General features: G+C 71.0%; 17 protein-coding genes and 1 pseudogene. 6 read left to right on the top strand and 12 right to left on the bottom strand.

What is annotated here, in order from left to right:
* The first annotated feature begins 18 nt into the window (after window positions 1-18).
* Window positions 19-246: a hypothetical protein gene (locus ACWV17_RS21365; RefSeq protein WP_455355863.1), complete on the top strand. Its 228-nt coding sequence runs from the start codon at window positions 19-21 to the stop codon at window positions 244-246.
* A 107-nt stretch (window positions 247-353) separates the two neighbouring features.
* Here ACWV17_RS21365 and ACWV17_RS21360 read toward each other — a convergent pair whose 3' ends face one another.
* Window positions 354-530: a hypothetical protein gene (locus ACWV17_RS21360; protein WP_455355862.1), complete on the bottom strand. Its 177-nt coding sequence runs from the start codon at window positions 528-530 to the stop codon at window positions 354-356.
* A 138-nt stretch (window positions 531-668) separates the two neighbouring features.
* A complete protein-coding gene (locus ACWV17_RS21355) occupies window positions 669-1877 on the bottom strand; it encodes a TerD family protein (protein WP_455361003.1) in 1209 nt (402 codons plus the stop codon).
* A gap of 158 nt (window positions 1878-2035) precedes the next feature.
* Between ACWV17_RS21355 and ACWV17_RS21350 the strand changes: the two genes are divergently transcribed.
* Window positions 2036-3493: an NCS2 family permease gene (locus tag ACWV17_RS21350; protein WP_455361002.1), complete on the top strand. Its 1458-nt coding sequence runs from the start codon at window positions 2036-2038 to the stop codon at window positions 3491-3493.
* A 21-nt stretch (window positions 3494-3514) separates the two neighbouring features.
* Here the strand turns inward: ACWV17_RS21350 and ACWV17_RS21345 are convergent, their stop codons facing one another.
* The 5 genes from ACWV17_RS21345 to ACWV17_RS21325 all read right to left on the bottom strand — a co-directional run bounded on the left by ACWV17_RS21345 (window position 3515) and on the right by ACWV17_RS21325 (window position 8965).
* Window positions 3515-4960 (bottom strand): peptidoglycan D,D-transpeptidase FtsI family protein, encoded by a 1446-nt coding sequence (locus ACWV17_RS21345; protein WP_455361001.1) that lies wholly within the window; start codon window positions 4958-4960, stop codon window positions 3515-3517.
* Window positions 4961-5012: 52 nt separating this feature from the next.
* Entirely contained in the window at window positions 5013-5717 is a 705-nt protein-coding gene (locus ACWV17_RS21340) for a response regulator (protein ID WP_455361000.1), read from the bottom strand.
* Window positions 5714-7015, bottom strand: a complete 1302-nt coding sequence (locus tag ACWV17_RS21335) for a sensor histidine kinase (RefSeq protein ID WP_455360999.1) — start codon at window positions 7013-7015, stop codon at window positions 5714-5716. Before ACWV17_RS21335 ends, ACWV17_RS21340 begins: the two co-directional genes overlap by 4 nt.
* Window positions 7012-8109, bottom strand: a complete 1098-nt coding sequence (locus ACWV17_RS21330; RefSeq protein WP_455360998.1) for a hypothetical protein — start codon at window positions 8107-8109, stop codon at window positions 7012-7014. Before ACWV17_RS21330 ends, ACWV17_RS21335 begins: the two co-directional genes overlap by 4 nt.
* Window positions 8110-8194: 85 nt before the next feature.
* The gene (locus ACWV17_RS21325) at window positions 8195-8965 is read right to left on the bottom strand and encodes an IclR family transcriptional regulator (protein ID WP_455355852.1); all 771 of its coding nucleotides are present in this window, start codon (window positions 8963-8965) and stop codon (window positions 8195-8197) included.
* Between the two features lie 113 nt (window positions 8966-9078).
* Between ACWV17_RS21325 and ACWV17_RS21320 the strand changes: the two genes are divergently transcribed.
* Both ACWV17_RS21320 and ACWV17_RS21315 read left to right on the top strand, forming a co-directional pair.
* The gene (locus ACWV17_RS21320; protein ID WP_455360997.1) at window positions 9079-9573 is read left to right on the top strand and encodes an N-acetyltransferase family protein; all 495 of its coding nucleotides are present in this window, start codon (window positions 9079-9081) and stop codon (window positions 9571-9573) included.
* Between the two features lie 33 nt (window positions 9574-9606).
* A pseudogene (locus tag ACWV17_RS21315) lies at window positions 9607-10152 on the top strand (aminotransferase class V-fold PLP-dependent enzyme); the annotation flags it as partial.
* Between the two features lie 83 nt (window positions 10153-10235).
* On the opposite strand, the gene ACWV17_RS21310 reads toward ACWV17_RS21315, so the two are convergent.
* Window positions 10236-10778, bottom strand: a complete 543-nt coding sequence (locus tag ACWV17_RS21310) for a MarR family winged helix-turn-helix transcriptional regulator (RefSeq protein WP_455360996.1) — start codon at window positions 10776-10778, stop codon at window positions 10236-10238.
* Between the two features lie 147 nt (window positions 10779-10925).
* Here ACWV17_RS21310 and ACWV17_RS21305 point away from each other — a divergent pair, with 147 nt between their 5' ends.
* Complete coding sequence (locus tag ACWV17_RS21305; RefSeq protein WP_455360995.1) at window positions 10926-11993, top strand: alkene reductase; 1068 nt, start codon at window positions 10926-10928, stop codon at window positions 11991-11993.
* A gap of 60 nt (window positions 11994-12053) precedes the next feature.
* Here ACWV17_RS21305 and thpD read toward each other — a convergent pair whose 3' ends face one another.
* From thpD to ectA, 4 genes are all read right to left on the bottom strand, one after another.
* Entirely contained in the window at window positions 12054-12944 is an 891-nt protein-coding gene (gene thpD / locus ACWV17_RS21300) for an ectoine hydroxylase (protein ID WP_455360994.1), read from the bottom strand.
* A gap of 2 nt (window positions 12945-12946) precedes the next feature.
* Window positions 12947-13351, bottom strand: coding sequence for an ectoine synthase (locus tag ACWV17_RS21295; protein ID WP_455355846.1), 405 nt, complete (start codon window positions 13349-13351; stop codon window positions 12947-12949).
* Between the two features lie 62 nt (window positions 13352-13413).
* A complete protein-coding gene (ectB, locus tag ACWV17_RS21290; protein ID WP_455355845.1) occupies window positions 13414-14682 on the bottom strand; it encodes a diaminobutyrate--2-oxoglutarate transaminase in 1269 nt (422 codons plus the stop codon).
* A 59-nt stretch (window positions 14683-14741) separates the two neighbouring features.
* Window positions 14742-15239, bottom strand: coding sequence for a diaminobutyrate acetyltransferase (ectA, locus tag ACWV17_RS21285; protein WP_455360993.1), 498 nt, complete (start codon window positions 15237-15239; stop codon window positions 14742-14744).
* 365 nt (window positions 15240-15604) lie between these two features.
* Between ectA and ACWV17_RS21280 the strand changes: the two genes are divergently transcribed.
* Window positions 15605-16696, top strand: a complete 1092-nt coding sequence (locus ACWV17_RS21280) for an amidohydrolase family protein (protein ID WP_455360992.1) — start codon at window positions 15605-15607, stop codon at window positions 16694-16696.
* Window positions 16697-16743 lie beyond the last annotated feature (47 nt).

Here is a 16743-nt window from a genome sequence, read left to right as displayed (position 1 = left end):
GGGCGCATACTGAAGGTAATGACTAAGTCAGCCGGAGCCCGGCGCCACCTGCCGTCCAGTCCCTTCAACGTACCGGCCCCGGCCGCCCCACCGATCGAGGTCTTCGCGGTGGGAGACCGGGTCTCACATGATCAGTTCGGACTCGGAAGAGTCGTCGGAGTCGAGGGCGATGCCGCGGTGCTCATCGACTTCTCGGGACGCCAGGGAAGGATCCTGAGTCCCTACGCCAAACTCACCAAGCTCTGAGGAAGCGGGACGACGTCCCGCACCCGACCGCATCGGGTGCGGGACGCCGTCATGTCCGGGGCCGGACGGTATGGGCCCGGCCGGGCCGGGAAAGGCTCCGGGCCGCGTCAGGCCGCGCGCTCGATCGGGCTGCCCGTGGCGGCCGCCCACTCCAGGAGCAGCACTTCGTACTCCTCGGAGGGCCATTCGCCGTCCACCCGCGTCTCGACGAGCCGGCGGATCGCCTCGTTCGCCTCGGAGGCGGAAGGGCGCTCGGGACCGGCGGACATCGGAATGGTGGACATGCGTACAAGGCTACGGGCGGGCACTGACATCAAACCGCAATCCGGTGGTGTCGTCGGTCACGTGGAGTGCCTGCCCGTCACTCTTGGGGACGGCACACGGGACGTCCAGGGTCCGGGCCTGACCTGCACTGCTGCCTCCTAGAGCGCCTGGGCGGCGGGCTTGACCATGCCGCGGACCGTGCGCGACTTCACAAAGTCGCCCATCGCCGTCATTTCCCATTCGCCGGAGAACTGCTTGATCAGCTTGGCCATCATCACGCCGGTCTGCGGCTCGGCGCCGGTCAGGTCGAAGCGGACCAGCTCCTCGCCGGTGCCGGCGTCGATCAGCCGGCAGTAGGCCTTGGCCACCTCGGTGAACTTCTGGCCGGAGAAGGAGTTGACCGTGAAGACCAGGCCGGTGGCCTCCGCGGGCAGCCGGCCGAGGTCCACGACGATCACCTCGTCGTCCCCCGCGCCCTCACCCGTGAGGTTGTCCCCGGAGTGCTTGACGGAGCCGTTCAGGATGGTCAGCTTGCCGAAGTAGCAGCTGTCGAGGTGGTTGCGCTGCGGGCCGTACGCGATGACGGAGGCGTCGAGGTCGATGTCCTTGCCGCGGAAGGCGGGTTCCCAGCCGAGGCCCATCTTGACCTGCGAGAGCAGCGGGCGGCCGCCCTTGACGAGCGAGACGGTCTGGTTCTTCTGGAGGCTGACCCTTCCCTTGTCGAGGTTGATCTTCCCGGTGGGGGCGGCCGGCGTCGCGGCCTGGGCCGGCGGGGGCACCGGAGCCGAGGCCACCGGGGCAGGGGCAGGGGCAGGCGCAGGGGCCGCCGGGACCGGTGCGGGCGGTGCGGCCGCGGCCGGGGCGGGCTCCTCCACCGAGACGCCGAAGTCGGTGGCGATGCCCGCCAGGCCGTCGGCGTATCCCTGGCCCACCGCGCGCGCCTTCCAGGCGCCGCCGCGCAGGTAGACCTCGACGACCACGAGCGCGGTCTCGGCGCCCAGCTGCGGCGGGGTGAAGGTGGCGAGCACAGTGCCGTCATCGGCGTTGCGGAGGGTGGCCGTGGGCTCGATGCCCTGGAAGGTCTGCCCGGCGGCATCGGGACTCGCGGTGACCACGATCTTCTCGATGCCGGGCGGGACGGCGGTCGTGTCCACGACGATCGCGTCAGGAGCCGTGCCGCCGCCGGACCGGTAGGTGACACCGGGGCCCGACGGCTGGTTGTAGAAGATGAAGTCGTCGTCCGTGCGCACCTTGCCGTCGGCGGTGAGCAGCAGGCCCGACACGTCGAGCCGCACCGGGGCGGCGACGTCCACCGACACGCGGGCGGCGGACAGCGGGATATTCGAGCCGGGGGTCATAGCGGTCATGCCCCCGATAACGTCCGAGGCGGCTTTGCCGTTCCCTTACCTTCGTCCAGCCGTCCGAACCTTCGGATGGACGTGTCGGCAGTCATCCGTCCATCGTGGCAAGGGTGGGGGGAGCCGGGACGTCCAATGCGTTACGCAATCAGACACCGAGGAGAGCCATGTCAGGTCAGGTCACGGGCAAGGACGCGGTACCACCAGTCGTCCCACCGGCCCGGAACATGGTCGACCGGTACTTCGGGATCACCGCCCGCGGCTCCACCTTCGTGCGTGAGGTGCGCGGCGGCTTCGCCACGTTCTTCACCATGGCCTACGTCCTGGTGCTCAACCCGATCATCCTGGGCAACGCCGAGGACAAGTTCGGCGCGCAGTTGTCCGGGCCCCAGCTCGTCACCGCCACCGCCCTGGTGGCCGCGGTGATGACCGCGATCATGGGGCTCGGCGGCAATCTGCCGCTCGCCCTCGCCGCCGGACTCGGCCTCAACGCCGTCGTCGCCTTCCAGCTCGCCCCGCTGATGAGCTGGCCGGACGCGATGGGCCTGGTCGTCATCGAAGGGCTGCTGATCTGCGTCCTGGTCGTCACCGGACTGCGCGAAGCGATCATGCAGGCCATCCCGCAGTCCCTCAAACAGGCCATCAGCGTCGGCATCGGCCTCTTCATCGCCTTCATCGGCTTCATCGACGCCGGCTTCGCCACCCGCATCCCCGGCGACACCGGCACCGTCCCGGTCCAGCTCGGCGCGGCCGGCCAGCTGTCCGGCTGGCCGGTTCTGGTCTTCTGCCTGGGCGTACTGCTCACCGTCGCACTCGTGGCCCGCAAGGTGAGGGGCGCGATCCTGCTCAGCATCGTCGCCACGACCGTCCTCGCGATCGTCATCAACGCGCTCGCGGACATCAAGCCGCTCGCGTGGGGCCTGACCGTCCCGGCGGTCCCCGAGGGTGTCATCGCGGCTCCCGACTTCGGGCTGGTCGGCGCGTTCAGTCTGTTCGGCGCGTTCGAGCAGGTCGGTGTGATCACCATCGTCCTGCTGGTGTTCACGCTCATCCTCAGCGACTTCTTCGACAGCATGGGCACCATCGTCGGCGTCTCCAACGAGGCCGGTCTGCTCGACGAGCGCGGCAGGGTCCCGAACCTCGGCCGGGTCCTGCTGATCGACGGCGCGGCGGCCGCCGCCGGCGGCGTGGCCTCCGCGTCGTCCAGCACCTCGTACATCGAGTCCGCGGCCGGTGTCGGCGAGGGCGCGCGCACCGGCTTCGCCTCGCTGGTCACCGGCGGCCTCTTCGCCGTCGCCCTCTTCCTCACCCCGCTCGCCACGGTCGTCCCGGCCCAGGCGGCGGCCCCGGCCCTCGTCGTGGTCGGCTTCCTGCTGATGACGCAGGTGCGCCACATCGACTGGGAGAGGTACGAGGTCGCGATCCCGGCGTTCCTGACCATCGCGGTGATGCCCTTCACCTACTCGATCACCAACGGCATCGGCGCGGGCTTCCTCGCGTACGTCGTCATCAAGACCGTGATGGGCCGGGCCCGAGAGGTGCACTGGCTGCTGTGGGGGACCGCGGCACTGTTCGCGGTGTACTTCGCGATCGACCCCGTCGAACAGCTCCTCGGCGTGAGGTGAGCGGCCGCCGCGCACGACGGCCTACCTCAGCGCCGCCTCCATCATCTGCTGCGCGACCGGCGCCGCCAGCCCGTTGCCGCTGACCTCGGACCGCTCCGCGCCCGAGTCCTCGATGATCACCGCGACCGCGACCTGCTTGCCGTCGTCGCCCTGCGCGTACGAGGTGAACCAGGCGTAGGGCGTCTTGCTGTTGCCCACGCCGTGCTGCGCCGTGCCGGTCTTGCCGCCGACCTCCGTACCGCTGATCCTCGCGTTGCTGCCGGTGCCGTCCTCGACGACTGTCCGCATCGCGCTGCGCAGCTGCTCAGCGGTCGAGGCGCTGACGATCCGCTCCGACTCCGGATCCTCGAAGCTCTGCAGCACACCGCCGTCGCCGTCGGTGACCTCGGAAACCATGTGCGGGGACACCAGCTCGCCGCCGTTGGCGATCGCCGCCGACACCATCGCCATCTGCAGCGGGGTCGCGGTGACCTCGAACTGGCCGATGCCGCTGTAGGCCGTGGACGGCTTGTCCATCCCGGACGGGTAGATGCTCTCGGCGGCCCGCACCGGCACGTCGAGCTTGTCGTCGTTGAAACCGAACTTCTCCGCCATCGCCCTGACCTTGTCCTCCCCGAGGTCGACCGCCAGCTTCCCGAACACGTTGTTGCAGGAGTACTGCAGGGCCGTGCGCAGCGTCGCGTTCTCGCAGGGCGCGGACCTGTTCTCGTTCACCAGGACCCTGCTGGTGCCGGACGGGGTGTACGGGTCGGGGCTGTCCGTCGGGGTGTCCACGGACGCGTACAGCCCGTCCTCCAGCGCCGCCGCCGCGACCACCAGCTTGAATGTCGAGCCGGGCGGCAGCGGCTGCCGCAGCGCCCTGTTCAGCATCGGCTGGTCCTCGTCCCCGGTCAGCCGCTGCCAGGCGTCCCCGTCCGTACTCGCGGCGATCGTGGAGGGGTCGTACGACGGGGTGCTGGCCATCGCGAGGATCTTCCCGGTGGCGGGGTCCATGGCGACGGCGGCCCCCTTCTTGCGGCCCAGCGCCTCGTAGGCCGCCTGCTGCACCGCCGGGTCGATGGTGGTGAGCACGTTCCCGGGATCGGCCCGCTCGCCGGTGAGCAGGTCGAGCGGGTTGCTCAGCCGGCTGTCGGAGCCGTCCAGCACGTCCTGGTAGATGCCTTCGAGCTGGGTGGCGCCGAAGACCTGGGAGCTGAAGCCGGTTACGGCCGCGTACAGCTCGCCGTCCGGGTAGGTCCGCTTGTACGCGAAGTCGCCGCTGTCCGTCCTCTTCGATCCGGTGACCGCTTCCCCGGCCACGATGATGTTGCCCAGCGGCTGCGCGTACTTCGCGATCGCGTTGCGCCGGTTGTGCTTGTCGTCTGCGAGGGCCTCGGCCTTGTACGCCTGCACCCAGGTGACCCGCACCAGCAGGGCGAGTATGAGCAGCAGCGAGAAGACCGAAGCGCGCCTGATCGTCTTGTTCATCCCACCGGAAGGACGAGCAGCAGCCGGGCGGCGTTCCGGTCCGTCCCGGTTCTCAGGATTTACTCATCTGCGGCCCGTCGTGGTTCGGGGTGATGAAGCCGGACTCGTACGCGGCGATCACCGCCTGGGTGCGGTCCCGGGCGCCGGTCTTGGCCAGGACCGCCGCCACATGGGTCTTCACCGTCGCCGCGCCGACCCCGAGCCGCCCGCTCATCTCCGCATTGGACAGGCCCGTTGCCATCAGCCGCAGCACATCGGCCTCCCGCTCGGTGAGCCGGGCCACCCAGGGTGCGACCGCCTGCCGCTTCCCGTACGCGGCGGCCAGGCCCCGGAGCGCGGCCGGGAACAGCAGCGAGTCGCTGCGGGCCACCAGCCGGACCGCTCCGGTCAGCTCCTCGGGCCTGGCGCGCTTGAGCAGGAAACCCGCGGCGCCGGCGCGCAGCGCGTCGTACACGTAGGAGTCGTTCTCGAACGTGGTGACGACGAGGATGCGCGGCGGATCCGGGAGTGTGCCGAGGATCTGCTCGGTGGCCCGGATGCCGTCGATCTCCGGCATCCGTACGTCCATCAGCACGATGTCCGGGCGCAGCTCCCGCACCACCGACACCGCCTCGGCGCCCGTCGCGGCCTCCCCGACGACCTCCAGGTCCGGTTCGGCGGCGAGGATGACCCGCAGGGCGGTCCGCACCATCCGCTCGTCGTCGGCGATCACGATACGGATGCCGCCGCCGTGCGGGGCGGCCGTCACGCCGCTCATCGCGGGCCCCCGAGCGCCGGGCCGCCGAGGGCCGTGCCCCCGAGCGCCGGGCCACCGATCGGCAGCCGGGCCGTCAGGCACCAGGCACCGTCCCGCGGGCCGGCCTCCGTGCGGCCGCCGAGCAGCGCGGCGCGTTCGGCCGCGCCGCGCAGGCCTCGGCCACCGGTGGCGCGGGCCGCCGCGGCCGGCCGGGCGGTCAGCGGATTGGTCATCGTGATCTCCAACTCCTCGCCGGTCACGGCGATGTCCAGGTCCACCGGTGCCGCTCCGCCGTGCCGCAGGGCATTGCTCAGCCCCTCCTGGACGATCCGGTACGCTTCGCGGGACACGACCGGAGGCAGGGCGGCCAGGCCTTCGCCGGTCCGGTCGGTGATGGTCACTCCCGCCGCCCTGGTGCGGGCGAGCAGCCCCGCCAGGTCGCCGGCGAGCGTGGGGGCCGGAGCGGTCTCCCGCGCCTCGTCGCCCTCGCGCAACAGGCCGAGCACGGTGTCGAGTTCCCCGACCGTGCGCCGCGTGGTCTCCTCGATCGCGGCCAGCGCCTCCCGTACGAAGTCCCGGTCGGCGACGCTGTCACTGTCCAGCACCCGGCGGGCCGCGCTCGCCTGCAGACTGACCGCGCTCAGCGCATGGCCCACCGAGTCGTGCAGTTCGCGGGCGAGCCGGTTGCGGACGGCCAGGTCGGCGGCGCGCTCCTCGGCGGCGGCCAGCCGGTCCGCGGGCGTCGGCCCCAGCAGTACGGGTGCCAGCCGGGCCAGCAGGGCGCCGGCGGCCGCGGCGCAGGCCGCCAGGGCCGACAGCGACGCGAGCCCGATCACCGGGGCGAGGACGAGACCGGCCGGGGTGCCGAAGAACTCGGGCAGCCCGAGCGCCGGGTCGCGCAGCCGGGGGAAGAGCGGCAGCACGATCAGTACCGCCGCCATCGGCGGCAGCGCGAGGGTCATGCCGCTGACCAGGGCGCCGAGCCCGACGTGCAGCGTGTACCAGGCGGACGTCCGCAGCCGGGCGGCCCTGGACCGGGCGGGCCCGTCGGCCAGTTGCCCGGCCGGCACCCCGCACATGGCGCGGACGGCCGCCACGGACATCGGGCGGGTGAGCGGGAAGAGGGCGCTGACGGCGGCGAGCGGCAGCGCGACGGCGTACGCGAGCATCTGGAAGCGCAGGGAGGCGAACACGTTCTGGTTCCGCAGGAACGGCCCCACCGCGACCGAGCCGACGAGGAAGTACGGCATCAACAACGCGCCGCCGAGGACCAGATGGACCCAGCGCAGCCGGGCCCGCGCCCCGAACAGCGACCTCATGGTTTCGGCCGGGCCGCCGCGGCCCGCTCCGCGAAGAAGTAGGCGCCGATGGTGACGACGAGCATCCCGGCGATCATCTGCACAGAGTAGGTCAGGTTCATCAACTGGGTGGGGTTGTTGGCGGCGTCGTCGCCGCCGACCACGGATGCGGTGAGCATCCAGCCGCCCCAGCAGGCCAGGGCACTGGAACCCAGCCAGGCCATCGCCAGCGGCGCCTTCAGCGGGAGGGCGCGGCCGCGGCGGAACGCGACCATCAGGACGCCCGCGACGGTGAGGACGGCGAAGAGCACGTACACCGCTTCGAGGGCGTAGAAGCCGCTGGTCCGCTCCTCGGTCCGGGCCTCGCCGAGACCGGCGGTGACGCCGCACGCCCCCAGCAGGTGCATGACGCCGGAGAGCACCGCGAGCAACGCCGCCGCGACGGCGGCCGCTTGCTGGGCGGGGCGGGTGGGGCTGGTGTCCGGCAGGTCCCGGACCGTGCCGCGCCAGAGGTGGCCCCAGCGGTCCCGGGCGTACAGCAGGAACAGCGTTCCCAGTGCGACGCCCTGGACGATGAAACCGGTGTAGACGACGGTGAAGACCCAGGGGTCGAGGAAGGGTTCGCGGCTGTTGTCCGACGCGATGGCGACGCTGCCGCCGAAGGCCTGGACCAGCAGCTGGAGCGGGTAGCCGACCATGATCGGGGCGAGCAGCCCGGTCGCGCACCACAGGGGAAGCGTCAGCAGCCAGGCCGGGGTGCGCCGGCCCCAGGCCTGGGTGAGCAGCAGCGCGAGGACGATGACGCACGCGTCCATGAGGACGGTGACGCCGTTGGCGACGATCATGACCGCGCGGTTGTCCAGCAGCACACTGCCGTCGGGGATGCCGATGCGGCTGCCGCCGATCCAGGCGGCCTTGAGCGACAGGTACGGCACGCAGGAGGCGATGGCGACGACGCGCATGAGCGCGCGGACCCGGGTGCTGCGGGGCCGCTCGGCGCCGGTGCCGCGAGTCGGCGCCGCCGGGTCCGGGGTGGGCGGCGCGGTGGCGGGCGGCGCGGTGGCGGGCGGCTCGGTGGTGGAGTGGCGGGGGCGGGAAACGCCGGGCTGGGTCATGGCTCCAGCCTCCCCGGCGGAGCCGCGGCGCACGTCCTGCCCGGCGACGATCCCCCTCCGCCGTGCGGCGGAGGCGGCGCTCCGCTCAGAGCCGCCGGGTCGCGAGGGTGAGGCGGTCGCGCGCGTCGAACAGCGCATCCTTGATCGTCTGCTCATGGGCGGGCGTCAGCCGGGCCACCGGCACCGAACAGCTGATCGCGTCCCGGGCCGGGGTGCGGTAGGGGATCGCGAGACCGAAGCAGCGCAGGCCGAGGGTGTTCTCCTCGCGGTCCACGGCGTAGCCCTGCTCGCGGACCGTGTGCAGTTCCTCGATGAGCTGCTCGCGGTCCGTGAGGGTGTGCTCGGTCAGCGGGTGCAGGGTCTCCGGCAGCATGGTGCGGACCTGCTCGTCGGTGCAGGTGGCCAGCAGCGCCTTGCCGAGCGCGGTGGAGTACGCGGGCAGCCGGCGGCCGACCCGGGTGAAGGGCCGCAGGTAGTGCTGGGACTGGCGGGTGGCGAGGTAGACCACGTTCACACCGTCCAGCCGGGCGAGATGGATGGTCTCCGTGGTGTCGTCGGAGAGCCGGTCCAGGGTGGGGCGGGCGGCCGCGACGACCTCGTCGCCGTCGATGTACGAGGTGCCGACCAGCAGCGCGCGCACCCCGATGCCGTACCGCGTGCCCGTCCCGTCCGTCTCCACCCAGCCCAGCTCGACCAGGGTGCGCAGCAGCATGTAGAGGCTGGACTTGGGGTAGCCGACGGCTTCCTGGACGGCCGCGAGACTGTGCATGCCGGGCCGGCCGGCGAAGTACTCGAGCAGCTTCACCGTCCGCACCGCGGACTTGACCTGCGCCCCACCCGTATCCGCAGCCGTCATCGCCCTTGCCGCCCCTCTTGTCACGCAGAAATCGCAAAAACGCCCGGACCTGGAAGGCCCCAGCATATTCACGGCCGTGCAACCAGCCGCGCGGGGCCGACGTCTCCCCCCGCATGATCAGAACCGCCACCCCGGCCGACCTCGACGCCATTGCCGCCCTGCACGCGCGGGCGCGTGCCACGTACTACCGCGGGCACATCCCCGAGGAGCGGTACGCCGGTCCCGGCGAGCTCGCCCGCACCCGGGAGGGCTGGCAGCGGGCCGTCGCGCGCGGTGACGGCGGCGTGCTCTGCGCCGAGCGGGACGGGACCGTCGTGGGTGTGGCCGCGTTCCGCCCGGTCGACGGCGCGATGACCCTCACCCAGCTTCACGTCGACCCCGGCCACTGGAGTCGGGGGCTCGGCGGCGCGCTGCACACTGCCTGTGTCGAGGCGTGGCGGCGGGCCGGGGTTCGTACCGTGCGGCTGGAGGTGTACGAGCACAACCTTCGTGCCCAGGCGTTCTACGCCAGGCACGGCTGGGAGCCGGACCCCGACGCCCCGTGGCCCGCGGACTCCGCCCATGTGATGCTGCGGCTGGCGGTCGGGCAGGTCAGCGGCCATGCATAAGCAGTGCTTGGAGGTTGCCGCCAATTATTCGCAATGGACGGGGAGTCGGCCAGGCAGCAGAGTGGCTGCATGGATCCGATTTCTCTGCATGACGTGGCAGCCACCGAGTTCGCATCCGACCGGACCTACCTGAACACCGCGAGCTGCGGGCTGCTGCCGCGGCGCACCGCCGCGGCGGTGCGGGCGTTCGCCGACGACGCCGTGGCCGGCGTGCCCGCCGCCCTTGGCAGCTTCGAGTCCGTGACCGCCGCGCGAGAGGCCTTCGGCCGGCTGATGGGCGTCCCGGCCGCGCGGGTGTCCACGGGGTCGGCGGTGGCCACCCATGTCGGGCTGGTCGCCGCCTCGCTGCCGGAGGGGGCCGAAGTCCTCGCCGCGGAGGGCGACTTCAGCTCGGTGATCAACCCGTTCGTGGTGCGCCGCGATCTCAAGGTGCGGCTGGTGCCGCTGGAGGCGCTGGCCGAGTCGGTCCGTCCGGGTACCGCGCTGATCGCGGTCAGCGCGGTGCAGTCGGCCGACGGGCGGATCGCCGACCTGCCCGCGATCCGGGCCGCGGCGGCCGCCCACGGGGCCCGTACGCTTCGGCGCGCGGCCTTCCACCTCTACAACTCGGCCGCCGATGTGGACCGGCTGCTGGACGTGCTCGCCGACCAGGACGCCCAGGACTAGGGCATGTCCGGTCCGGCTGACCGGACGTCGCGCAGGTCCGGGCAGCCGCTGGTCTCAGTGCAGAGGTTGCCCTCGACCTTGGCCAGCAGCCGGGCCAGTTCGCGGCGCTCGCCGTCGTCGAGGCCCGCGAGGGTGAGTTCCTCCAGCGCGCTCCAGGCGCGCTCGACGTCGGCGAGCAGGGTGCAGCTGGCGTCGGTGGCCTCGACCAGTACGGCCCGGCGGTCCGAGGGGTCCGGGCGGCGCCGGACATGGCCGGTCTGCTCCAGACGCTGGAGCATCTTGGTGACGGTCGAGGGATCGAGTTCGAGCGCCTTGATGAGATCCGACTGGCGGACCGCTCCGGCCTCCCACAGGCGCATCATCAGCAGCTCCTGGCCGGGGTAGAGGCCGAGCTTCCTGAGCTGCTTCCCCGCGGCGATCCGGTGCAGCCGGGCCACCCGCGACACGGCATGACTGACCGGGCCGCCGCGGGCGGCGCCCGGCAGGCCCGTACAGGCGGGATCGTCCTGCGGTGCCTTGGCGTCGGTGGGGCCGGTCATGGCGGACTCCTCGGGGCGGTGCGGTGACTGCCGATCGGGCAGCTGTCCAGAATTTTACCTTGGTCGGCCAAGCAATGCGTTACAGTGGCACTCGGCGCAGATACTTGGCCGACCAATACTTTGCCGACCACATTCTTTGGGGCTTCCATGACCACCGCATTCGACCCGATCGACCTGGCAGGCACGGCCCTCTCCAACCGCATCGCCATGGCCCCGATGACCCGCTCCAGGGCCTACGGACCGGGTCTCTCCGTGACCGACTCCACCGTCGAGTACTACGCCCAGCGCGCCTCGGCCGGCCTGATCATCACCGAGGGCATCCAGCCCTCCGTGGGCGGCCAGGGATACCCCGACACCCCCGGGCTGCACAGCGACGAGCAGATCGCCGCCTGGCGCAAGGTCACCGACGCCGTGCACGCCAAGGGCGGGAAGATCTTCGCCCAGGTCATGCACACCGGCCGTATCGGCCACCCGGTACTGCTGCCGGACGGCCTGGTTCCGGTCGGTGTCTCGCCGGTCGCCGCGCAGGGGCAGGTGTACACGCACGAGGGGCCGAAGGACTTCGTCACGCCGCGCGAGCTGTCGGACGCCGAAGTACGCCAGACCATCGGCGACTTCGTGGCCGCGGCCCGCAACGCGATCGAGGCCGGTTTCGACGGGGTCGAACTGCACGGCGCCAACGGCTATCTGATCCACCAGTTCCTCGCGCCCAACACCAATCTGCGCACAGACGCGTGGGGCGGCTCGACCGAGGGCCGGATCCGGTACGCCGTCGAGCTGGCGAAGGCCGTCGCGGCGGAGATCGGGCCGGAGCGTACGGGTCTGCGGCTCTCGCCCGGGAACCCGTACAACGACATCGACGAGCCCGAGCCGGCGCCGGTCTACACCGCGCTGGTGAAGGAACTCCAGCCGCTGGGACTGGCCTACCTGCACCTGGTCGAGACGTCTCCCGCGAGCCGGGACCTGGTGTCCGACCTGCGCAAGGAGTTCGCCGGCACCTTCATCCTCAACCCGCTGAGCGAAGGCCCCACCGGCCACGACGCGCTCGGGCTTATCGAGGACGGCACCACGGACATCGTCGCCTTCGGCGCGCTGTTCCTGGCCAACCCGGACCTGCCGGCCCGGCTCGCGACCGAGGGTCCGTACAACACCCCCGACCCGGCCACCTTCTTCGGCGGTGACGACAAGGGCTACCTCGACTACCCGACGCGCTGAGGAAGACGTACGGCGGCCCGGCACCCACGGGGGAGTGCCGGGCCGTAGTGCACCAGCGGACTACCGGACGGGGGTGAAGTCCCGCGCGCCGATGAAGTCCGGCCGCCGCACGGGCGCCGCGAACGGTTCCACCGCCGTGTTCTCGACGCTGTTGAAGACGATGAAGACGTTGCTGCGCGGATACGGGGTGATGTTGTCGCCCGAACCGTGCATGCAGTTGCAGTCGAACCAGGTCGCCGAGCCCGCCTTGCCCGTGAACAGCCGGATGCCGTGCTGTCCCGCCATCGCCGTGAGCGCCTCGTCGGACGGGGTGCCCGCATCCTGCATCTGCAGCGACTGCTTGTAGTTGTCCTTCGGCGTCTCACCCGCGCAGCCGAGGAACGTCTTGTGTGACCCCGGCATGATCATCAGACCGCCGTTGGTGTCGTGGTTCTCGGTCAGCGCGATCGAGACGGACACGGTCCGCATGTTCGGCAGGCCGTCCTCGGCGTGCCAGGTCTCGAAGTCGGAGTGCCAGTAGAAACCGGAAGCACCGAAGCCCGGCTTGACGTTGATCCGGGACTGGTGCACGTACACGTCGGAACCGAGGATCTGCCGGGCCCGGTCCACCACGCGCGGGTCGCGCACCAGGTTCGCGAACACCTCGCTGATCCTGTGGACCTCGAAGACCGACCGGACGTCCTGGGACTTGGGCTCGATGATGGAGCGCTGGTCCGCACGCACCGCCGGATCGGCGATCAGTCGCTCCAACTCGGCGTGGTACAGCTCGACTTCATCGGGCCTGATCAGCTGGGGCACGGCGGCGAAACCGTCCCGCTCGAAGCCGGCCAGCTCGGACGGCCGGAACGGCCCCGGGGTGCCCGGACCCTGCCACACCACCGGGTCCTGGCGGGGCATGGTCACCTCGGTGGCACCACGGGTCGGGTAGAGGTCGGTCAGTACGGTGCTCATGATCAGCCCTCCTCGGACTCGGTCAGCAGGGGATAGACGCCGTTCTCGTCGTGGTCCTCCCGTCCGGTGACGGGCGGGTTGAAGACGCAGACGCAGCGGAAGTCGGTCTTGGGGCGCATGGTGTGGCGCTCGTGACCGTCCAGCAGGTACATGGTGCCGGGCTCGATCCAGTGCGTCTCACCGGTCTCGTCGTTGGTGAGTTCGGCCTCGCCCTCCACGCACAGGACGGCCTCGATGTGGTTCGCGTACCACATCGACGTCTCGGTACCCGCGTACAGCGTGGTCTCGTGCAGCGAGAATCCGACCCGCTCCTTGGCGAGCACGATGCGCTTGCTCTCCCAGGTGCCGGACGCCGCCTTCACATGGCGCTCGGTCCCTTCGATGTCCTTGAACGATCGGACGATCACGGTGAGTTACTGCCTTTCTCTTTCTTGACTCTGACGCTCTTGGCTCTTCGCTCCCCGCCCGGTTACGCGGTCTCGCGGACCGAACGGGCCAGGATCCGCAGGCCCTCGTCCAGCTCCTCGGCGGTGATGGTGAGCGGCGGCAGCAGCTTCACCACCTCGCTCTGCGGGCCGGAGGTCTCCAGCAGCAGACCGAGTTCGAACGCGCGGGCGCAGACGGCCGTCGCCCGGGACTTGTCGGTGAACTCCATGCCCCACACCAGGCCGCGGCCCCGGAACTCCGCGCCGAGGCGGGTGTGCTCGTCGCAGATCGCCAGCAGCGCCTGCTCCACCTGCTCCCCGCGGGCGAGGGTCTGCTTCTCCATCTGCCCGTCGGCCCAGTAGGCGTCGAGCGCGGCCGCGGCGGTGACGAACGCCGGGTTGTTGCCGCGGAAGGTGCCGTTGTGCTCGCCGGGCTCCCACACGTCCAGCTCCGGCTTGAACAGGCACAGCGACATCGGGAGGCCGTAGCCGCTGATGGACTTCGAGAGCGTGACGATGTCCGGGGTGATGCCCGCCTCCTCGAAGGAGAAGAACCCGCCGGTACGGCCGCAGCCCATCTGGATGTCGTCGACGATCAGCAGCATGTCGCGGCGGTGGCACAGGTCCGCGAGCGCGCGCAGCCACTCGGGACGGGCCACATTGATGCCGCCCTCGCCCTGCACCGTCTCGACGATGACGGCGGCGGGCTGGTTGAGCCCGGAGCCCTGGTCCTCCAGCAGCCGCTCGAACCACAGGAAGTCCGGCGTCCGGCCGTCAAGGTAGTTGTCGAACGGCATCGGCGTGCCGTGCACCAGCGGGATACCGGCGCCGGCGCGCTTGAAGGCGTTGCCGGTGACGGCGAGCGAGCCCAGCGACATGCCGTGGAAGGCGTTGGTGAACGAGACGATCGACTCGCGCCCCTTGACCTTGCGGGCCAGCTTGAGCGCCGCCTCGACGGCGTTGGTACCCGTCGGGCCCGGGAACATCACCTTGTACGGCAGGTCGCGCGGGCGCAGCACCACGTTCTGGAAGGACTCCAGGAAGGCGCGCTTCGCGGTTGTGGCCATGTCCAGGCCGTGCGTGATGCCGTCGCGCTCCAGGTAGTCGATCAGGGCGCGTTTGAGTACCGGGTTGTTGTGCCCGTAGTTGAGTGAGCCGGCGCCGGCGAAGAAGTCGAGGTAGGTATGGCCGTCCTCGTCGTGGAGGCGGCTGCCCTGCGCACGGTCGAACACGGCCGGCCAGCTGCGGCAGTAGCTGCGCACCTCCGACTCCAGGGTCTCGAAGACGCTGAGGGCGGGCGGGGTGATGGTCACCAGATTCTCCTGTTCGTGGGGGGTGTCACGCGCGGGGGTCGGCAGGCTGTCGAGAGGGGTCAGGCGGCGATCGGGCCGATGCGGTACAGCACCTCCGACTCGTGCTCCCCGTCGGGGAACAGCTCCCCCTCGAAGAGGACCTCACGGCTTACGGATGCGCCGCGGCGCTCGGCGTACGAGGTGAACAGGCGCTCGGAGGCGGCGTTGTCCGGGGTGATCGTGGTCTCGATCCGGTCCACCCCGTGGGTGCCGGCGACCTTCGTCGCCAGGTCCTCCAGCAGGGTGCCGGCCAGGCCGCGTCCGCGGTGCTCGCGGTCCACGGCGACCTGCCACACGACCAGGGTCTGCGGGCTCTCGGGCCGCACGTAGCCGGTGATGAAGCCAACCGGCCGGCCGTCCTCACGACGTGCCACCGCGGAGGTCGCGGCGAAGTCGCGGCACCACAGCAGATAGCTGTAGGAGGAGTTGAGGTCCAGGGTCACGGAGTCGCGCGCGATTCGCCACATCGCGGCGCCGTCTTCAACCTTCGGAGTGTCGATATGCGCTGCGGTCGTCATGGGGTGCGAATTTACCGAGCGAATTCGCACATCGCATCCGGCCAAGGGGTTACATGAGAATGCCTGGTGTGTTATCACGCGGGCGTGAGGCAAGGGCGATTTGCCCGGTAATATCCGGGCAAATCGCCCTCGATGTGGAGTCGGTCACATGCCCGTGGACGTTGCCGAAATCCGGGTGTTTAGGGTTGGAAAACGGGGGCAGGCGAGAACGGGGAAGCTGCTTGGAATTTCCCCTTTTCCTTCTCTCGGGAATTCATCGATTCGAAGCGTTCAGCCAGGTTTTCGAAATTGCCTTACGGGCAGACTCGAGCGGGTGGTCCGGGCTGCTGAGCCGAGGGTACCCACGGCCTCGTACAGTGCCTCACATGAGCGATCAGCCTGTGCTGCATGTGAGGGGTCGGGTGCTGGTGGGCCCCGAGGAGGTCCGGGACGAACTCTGGGCCGTCGGCGGCCTGATCTCGTACGAGCGGCCGGCCGGCGCGCGCGAAGTGACGACCGTCGAGGGCTGGGCACTGCCGGGCCTGGTCGACGCGCACTGCCACGTCGGCCTCGACCAGCACGGTCCGGTCGACGACGCGACCAGCGAGAAGCAGGCGCTCACCGACCGGGACGCCGGCACGCTGCTCATCCGCGACGCCGGGTCGCCCTCCGACACCCGCTGGATCGACGACCGCGAGGACCTCCCGAAGATCATCCGGGCCGGCCGGCACATCGCCCGTACCCGCCGTTACATCCGCAACTACGCGCACGAGATCGAGCCGGACGACCTGGTCGCGTACGTCGCCCATGAGGCGCGGCGCGGCGACGGCTGGGTCAAGCTCGTCGGCGACTGGCTCGACCGGGAGAGCGGCGACCTCGGTGCCTGCTGGCCCCGCGGCGCGGTCGAGGCGGCCATCGCCGAGGCGCACCGGCTCGGCGCCCGGGTCACCGCGCACTGCTTCGCCGAGGACTCGCTGCGCGACCTCGTGGAGGCGGGCATCGACTGCATCGAGCACGCCACCGGCCTCACCGAGGACACCATCCCGCTCTTCGCCGAGCGCGGCGTCGCGATCGTCCCGACGCTGGTGAACATCGCGACGTTCCCCCGGCTCGCGGCTGGCGGAGAGGACAAGTTCCCGCGCTGGTCGGTCCATATGCGCCGGCTGCACGAGCGCCGCTACGACACGGTCCGCGCGGCGTACGACGCGGGCATCCCGGTCTTCGTCGGCACCGACGCGGGCGGCTCGCTCGCGCACGGCCTGGTCGCCGCGGAGGTCGCGGAGCTGGTGAAGGCGGGCATCCCCGCGCTGGAGGCACTGTCGGCGACCGCTTGGGGCGCGCGCGAGTGGCTGGGCCGCCCGTCCCTGGAGGAGGGCGCTCCAGCCGACCTGGTGGTGTACGAGACGGACCCGCGGGCGGACGTCCGGGTGCTGGCGGCGCCGCGGGCGATCGTGCTCAACGGACGTGTGATCGGCTGATGTTCGCCGAGCGCGCTGAGTGCGCCGGGTGCGCCGAGTGCGCCGGA

Source organism: Streptomyces mabaensis (assembly GCF_053763515.1).
The sequence above is the reverse complement of the archived record's forward strand: the minus strand, read 5'-3'. Positions and strand labels throughout refer to the sequence as shown.

Coding starts and splice junctions, on each gene's coding strand:
- ACWV17_RS21350 (WP_455361002.1), top strand. CDS start 2,036: ATGTCAGGTCAGGTCACGGGCAAGGACGCGGTACCACCAGTCGTCCCA.
- ACWV17_RS21320 (WP_455360997.1), top strand. CDS start 9,079: ATGATCAGAACCGCCACCCCGGCCGACCTCGACGCCATTGCCGCCCTG.
- ACWV17_RS21345 (WP_455361001.1), bottom strand. CDS start 4,960: ATGAACAAGACGATCAGGCGCGCTTCGGTCTTCTCGCTGCTGCTCATA.
- ACWV17_RS21330 (WP_455360998.1), bottom strand. CDS start 8,109: ATGACCCAGCCCGGCGTTTCCCGCCCCCGCCACTCCACCACCGAGCCG.
- ACWV17_RS21340 (WP_455361000.1), bottom strand. CDS start 5,717: ATGAGCGGCGTGACGGCCGCCCCGCACGGCGGCGGCATCCGTATCGTG.
- ACWV17_RS21335 (WP_455360999.1), bottom strand. CDS start 7,015: ATGAGGTCGCTGTTCGGGGCGCGGGCCCGGCTGCGCTGGGTCCATCTG.
- ACWV17_RS21325 (WP_455355852.1), bottom strand. CDS start 8,965: ATGACGGCTGCGGATACGGGTGGGGCGCAGGTCAAGTCCGCGGTGCGG.
- ACWV17_RS21365 (WP_455355863.1), top strand. CDS start 19: ATGACTAAGTCAGCCGGAGCCCGGCGCCACCTGCCGTCCAGTCCCTTC.
- ACWV17_RS21305 (WP_455360995.1), top strand. CDS start 10,926: ATGACCACCGCATTCGACCCGATCGACCTGGCAGGCACGGCCCTCTCC.
- ACWV17_RS21355 (WP_455361003.1), bottom strand. CDS start 1,877: ATGACCGCTATGACCCCCGGCTCGAATATCCCGCTGTCCGCCGCCCGC.
- ectA (WP_455360993.1), bottom strand. CDS start 15,239: ATGACGACCGCAGCGCATATCGACACTCCGAAGGTTGAAGACGGCGCC.
- thpD (WP_455360994.1), bottom strand. CDS start 12,944: ATGAGCACCGTACTGACCGACCTCTACCCGACCCGTGGTGCCACCGAG.
- ACWV17_RS21280 (WP_455360992.1), top strand. CDS start 15,605: ATGAGCGATCAGCCTGTGCTGCATGTGAGGGGTCGGGTGCTGGTGGGC.
- ACWV17_RS21310 (WP_455360996.1), bottom strand. CDS start 10,778: ATGACCGGCCCCACCGACGCCAAGGCACCGCAGGACGATCCCGCCTGT.
- ACWV17_RS21360 (WP_455355862.1), bottom strand. CDS start 530: ATGTCCACCATTCCGATGTCCGCCGGTCCCGAGCGCCCTTCCGCCTCC.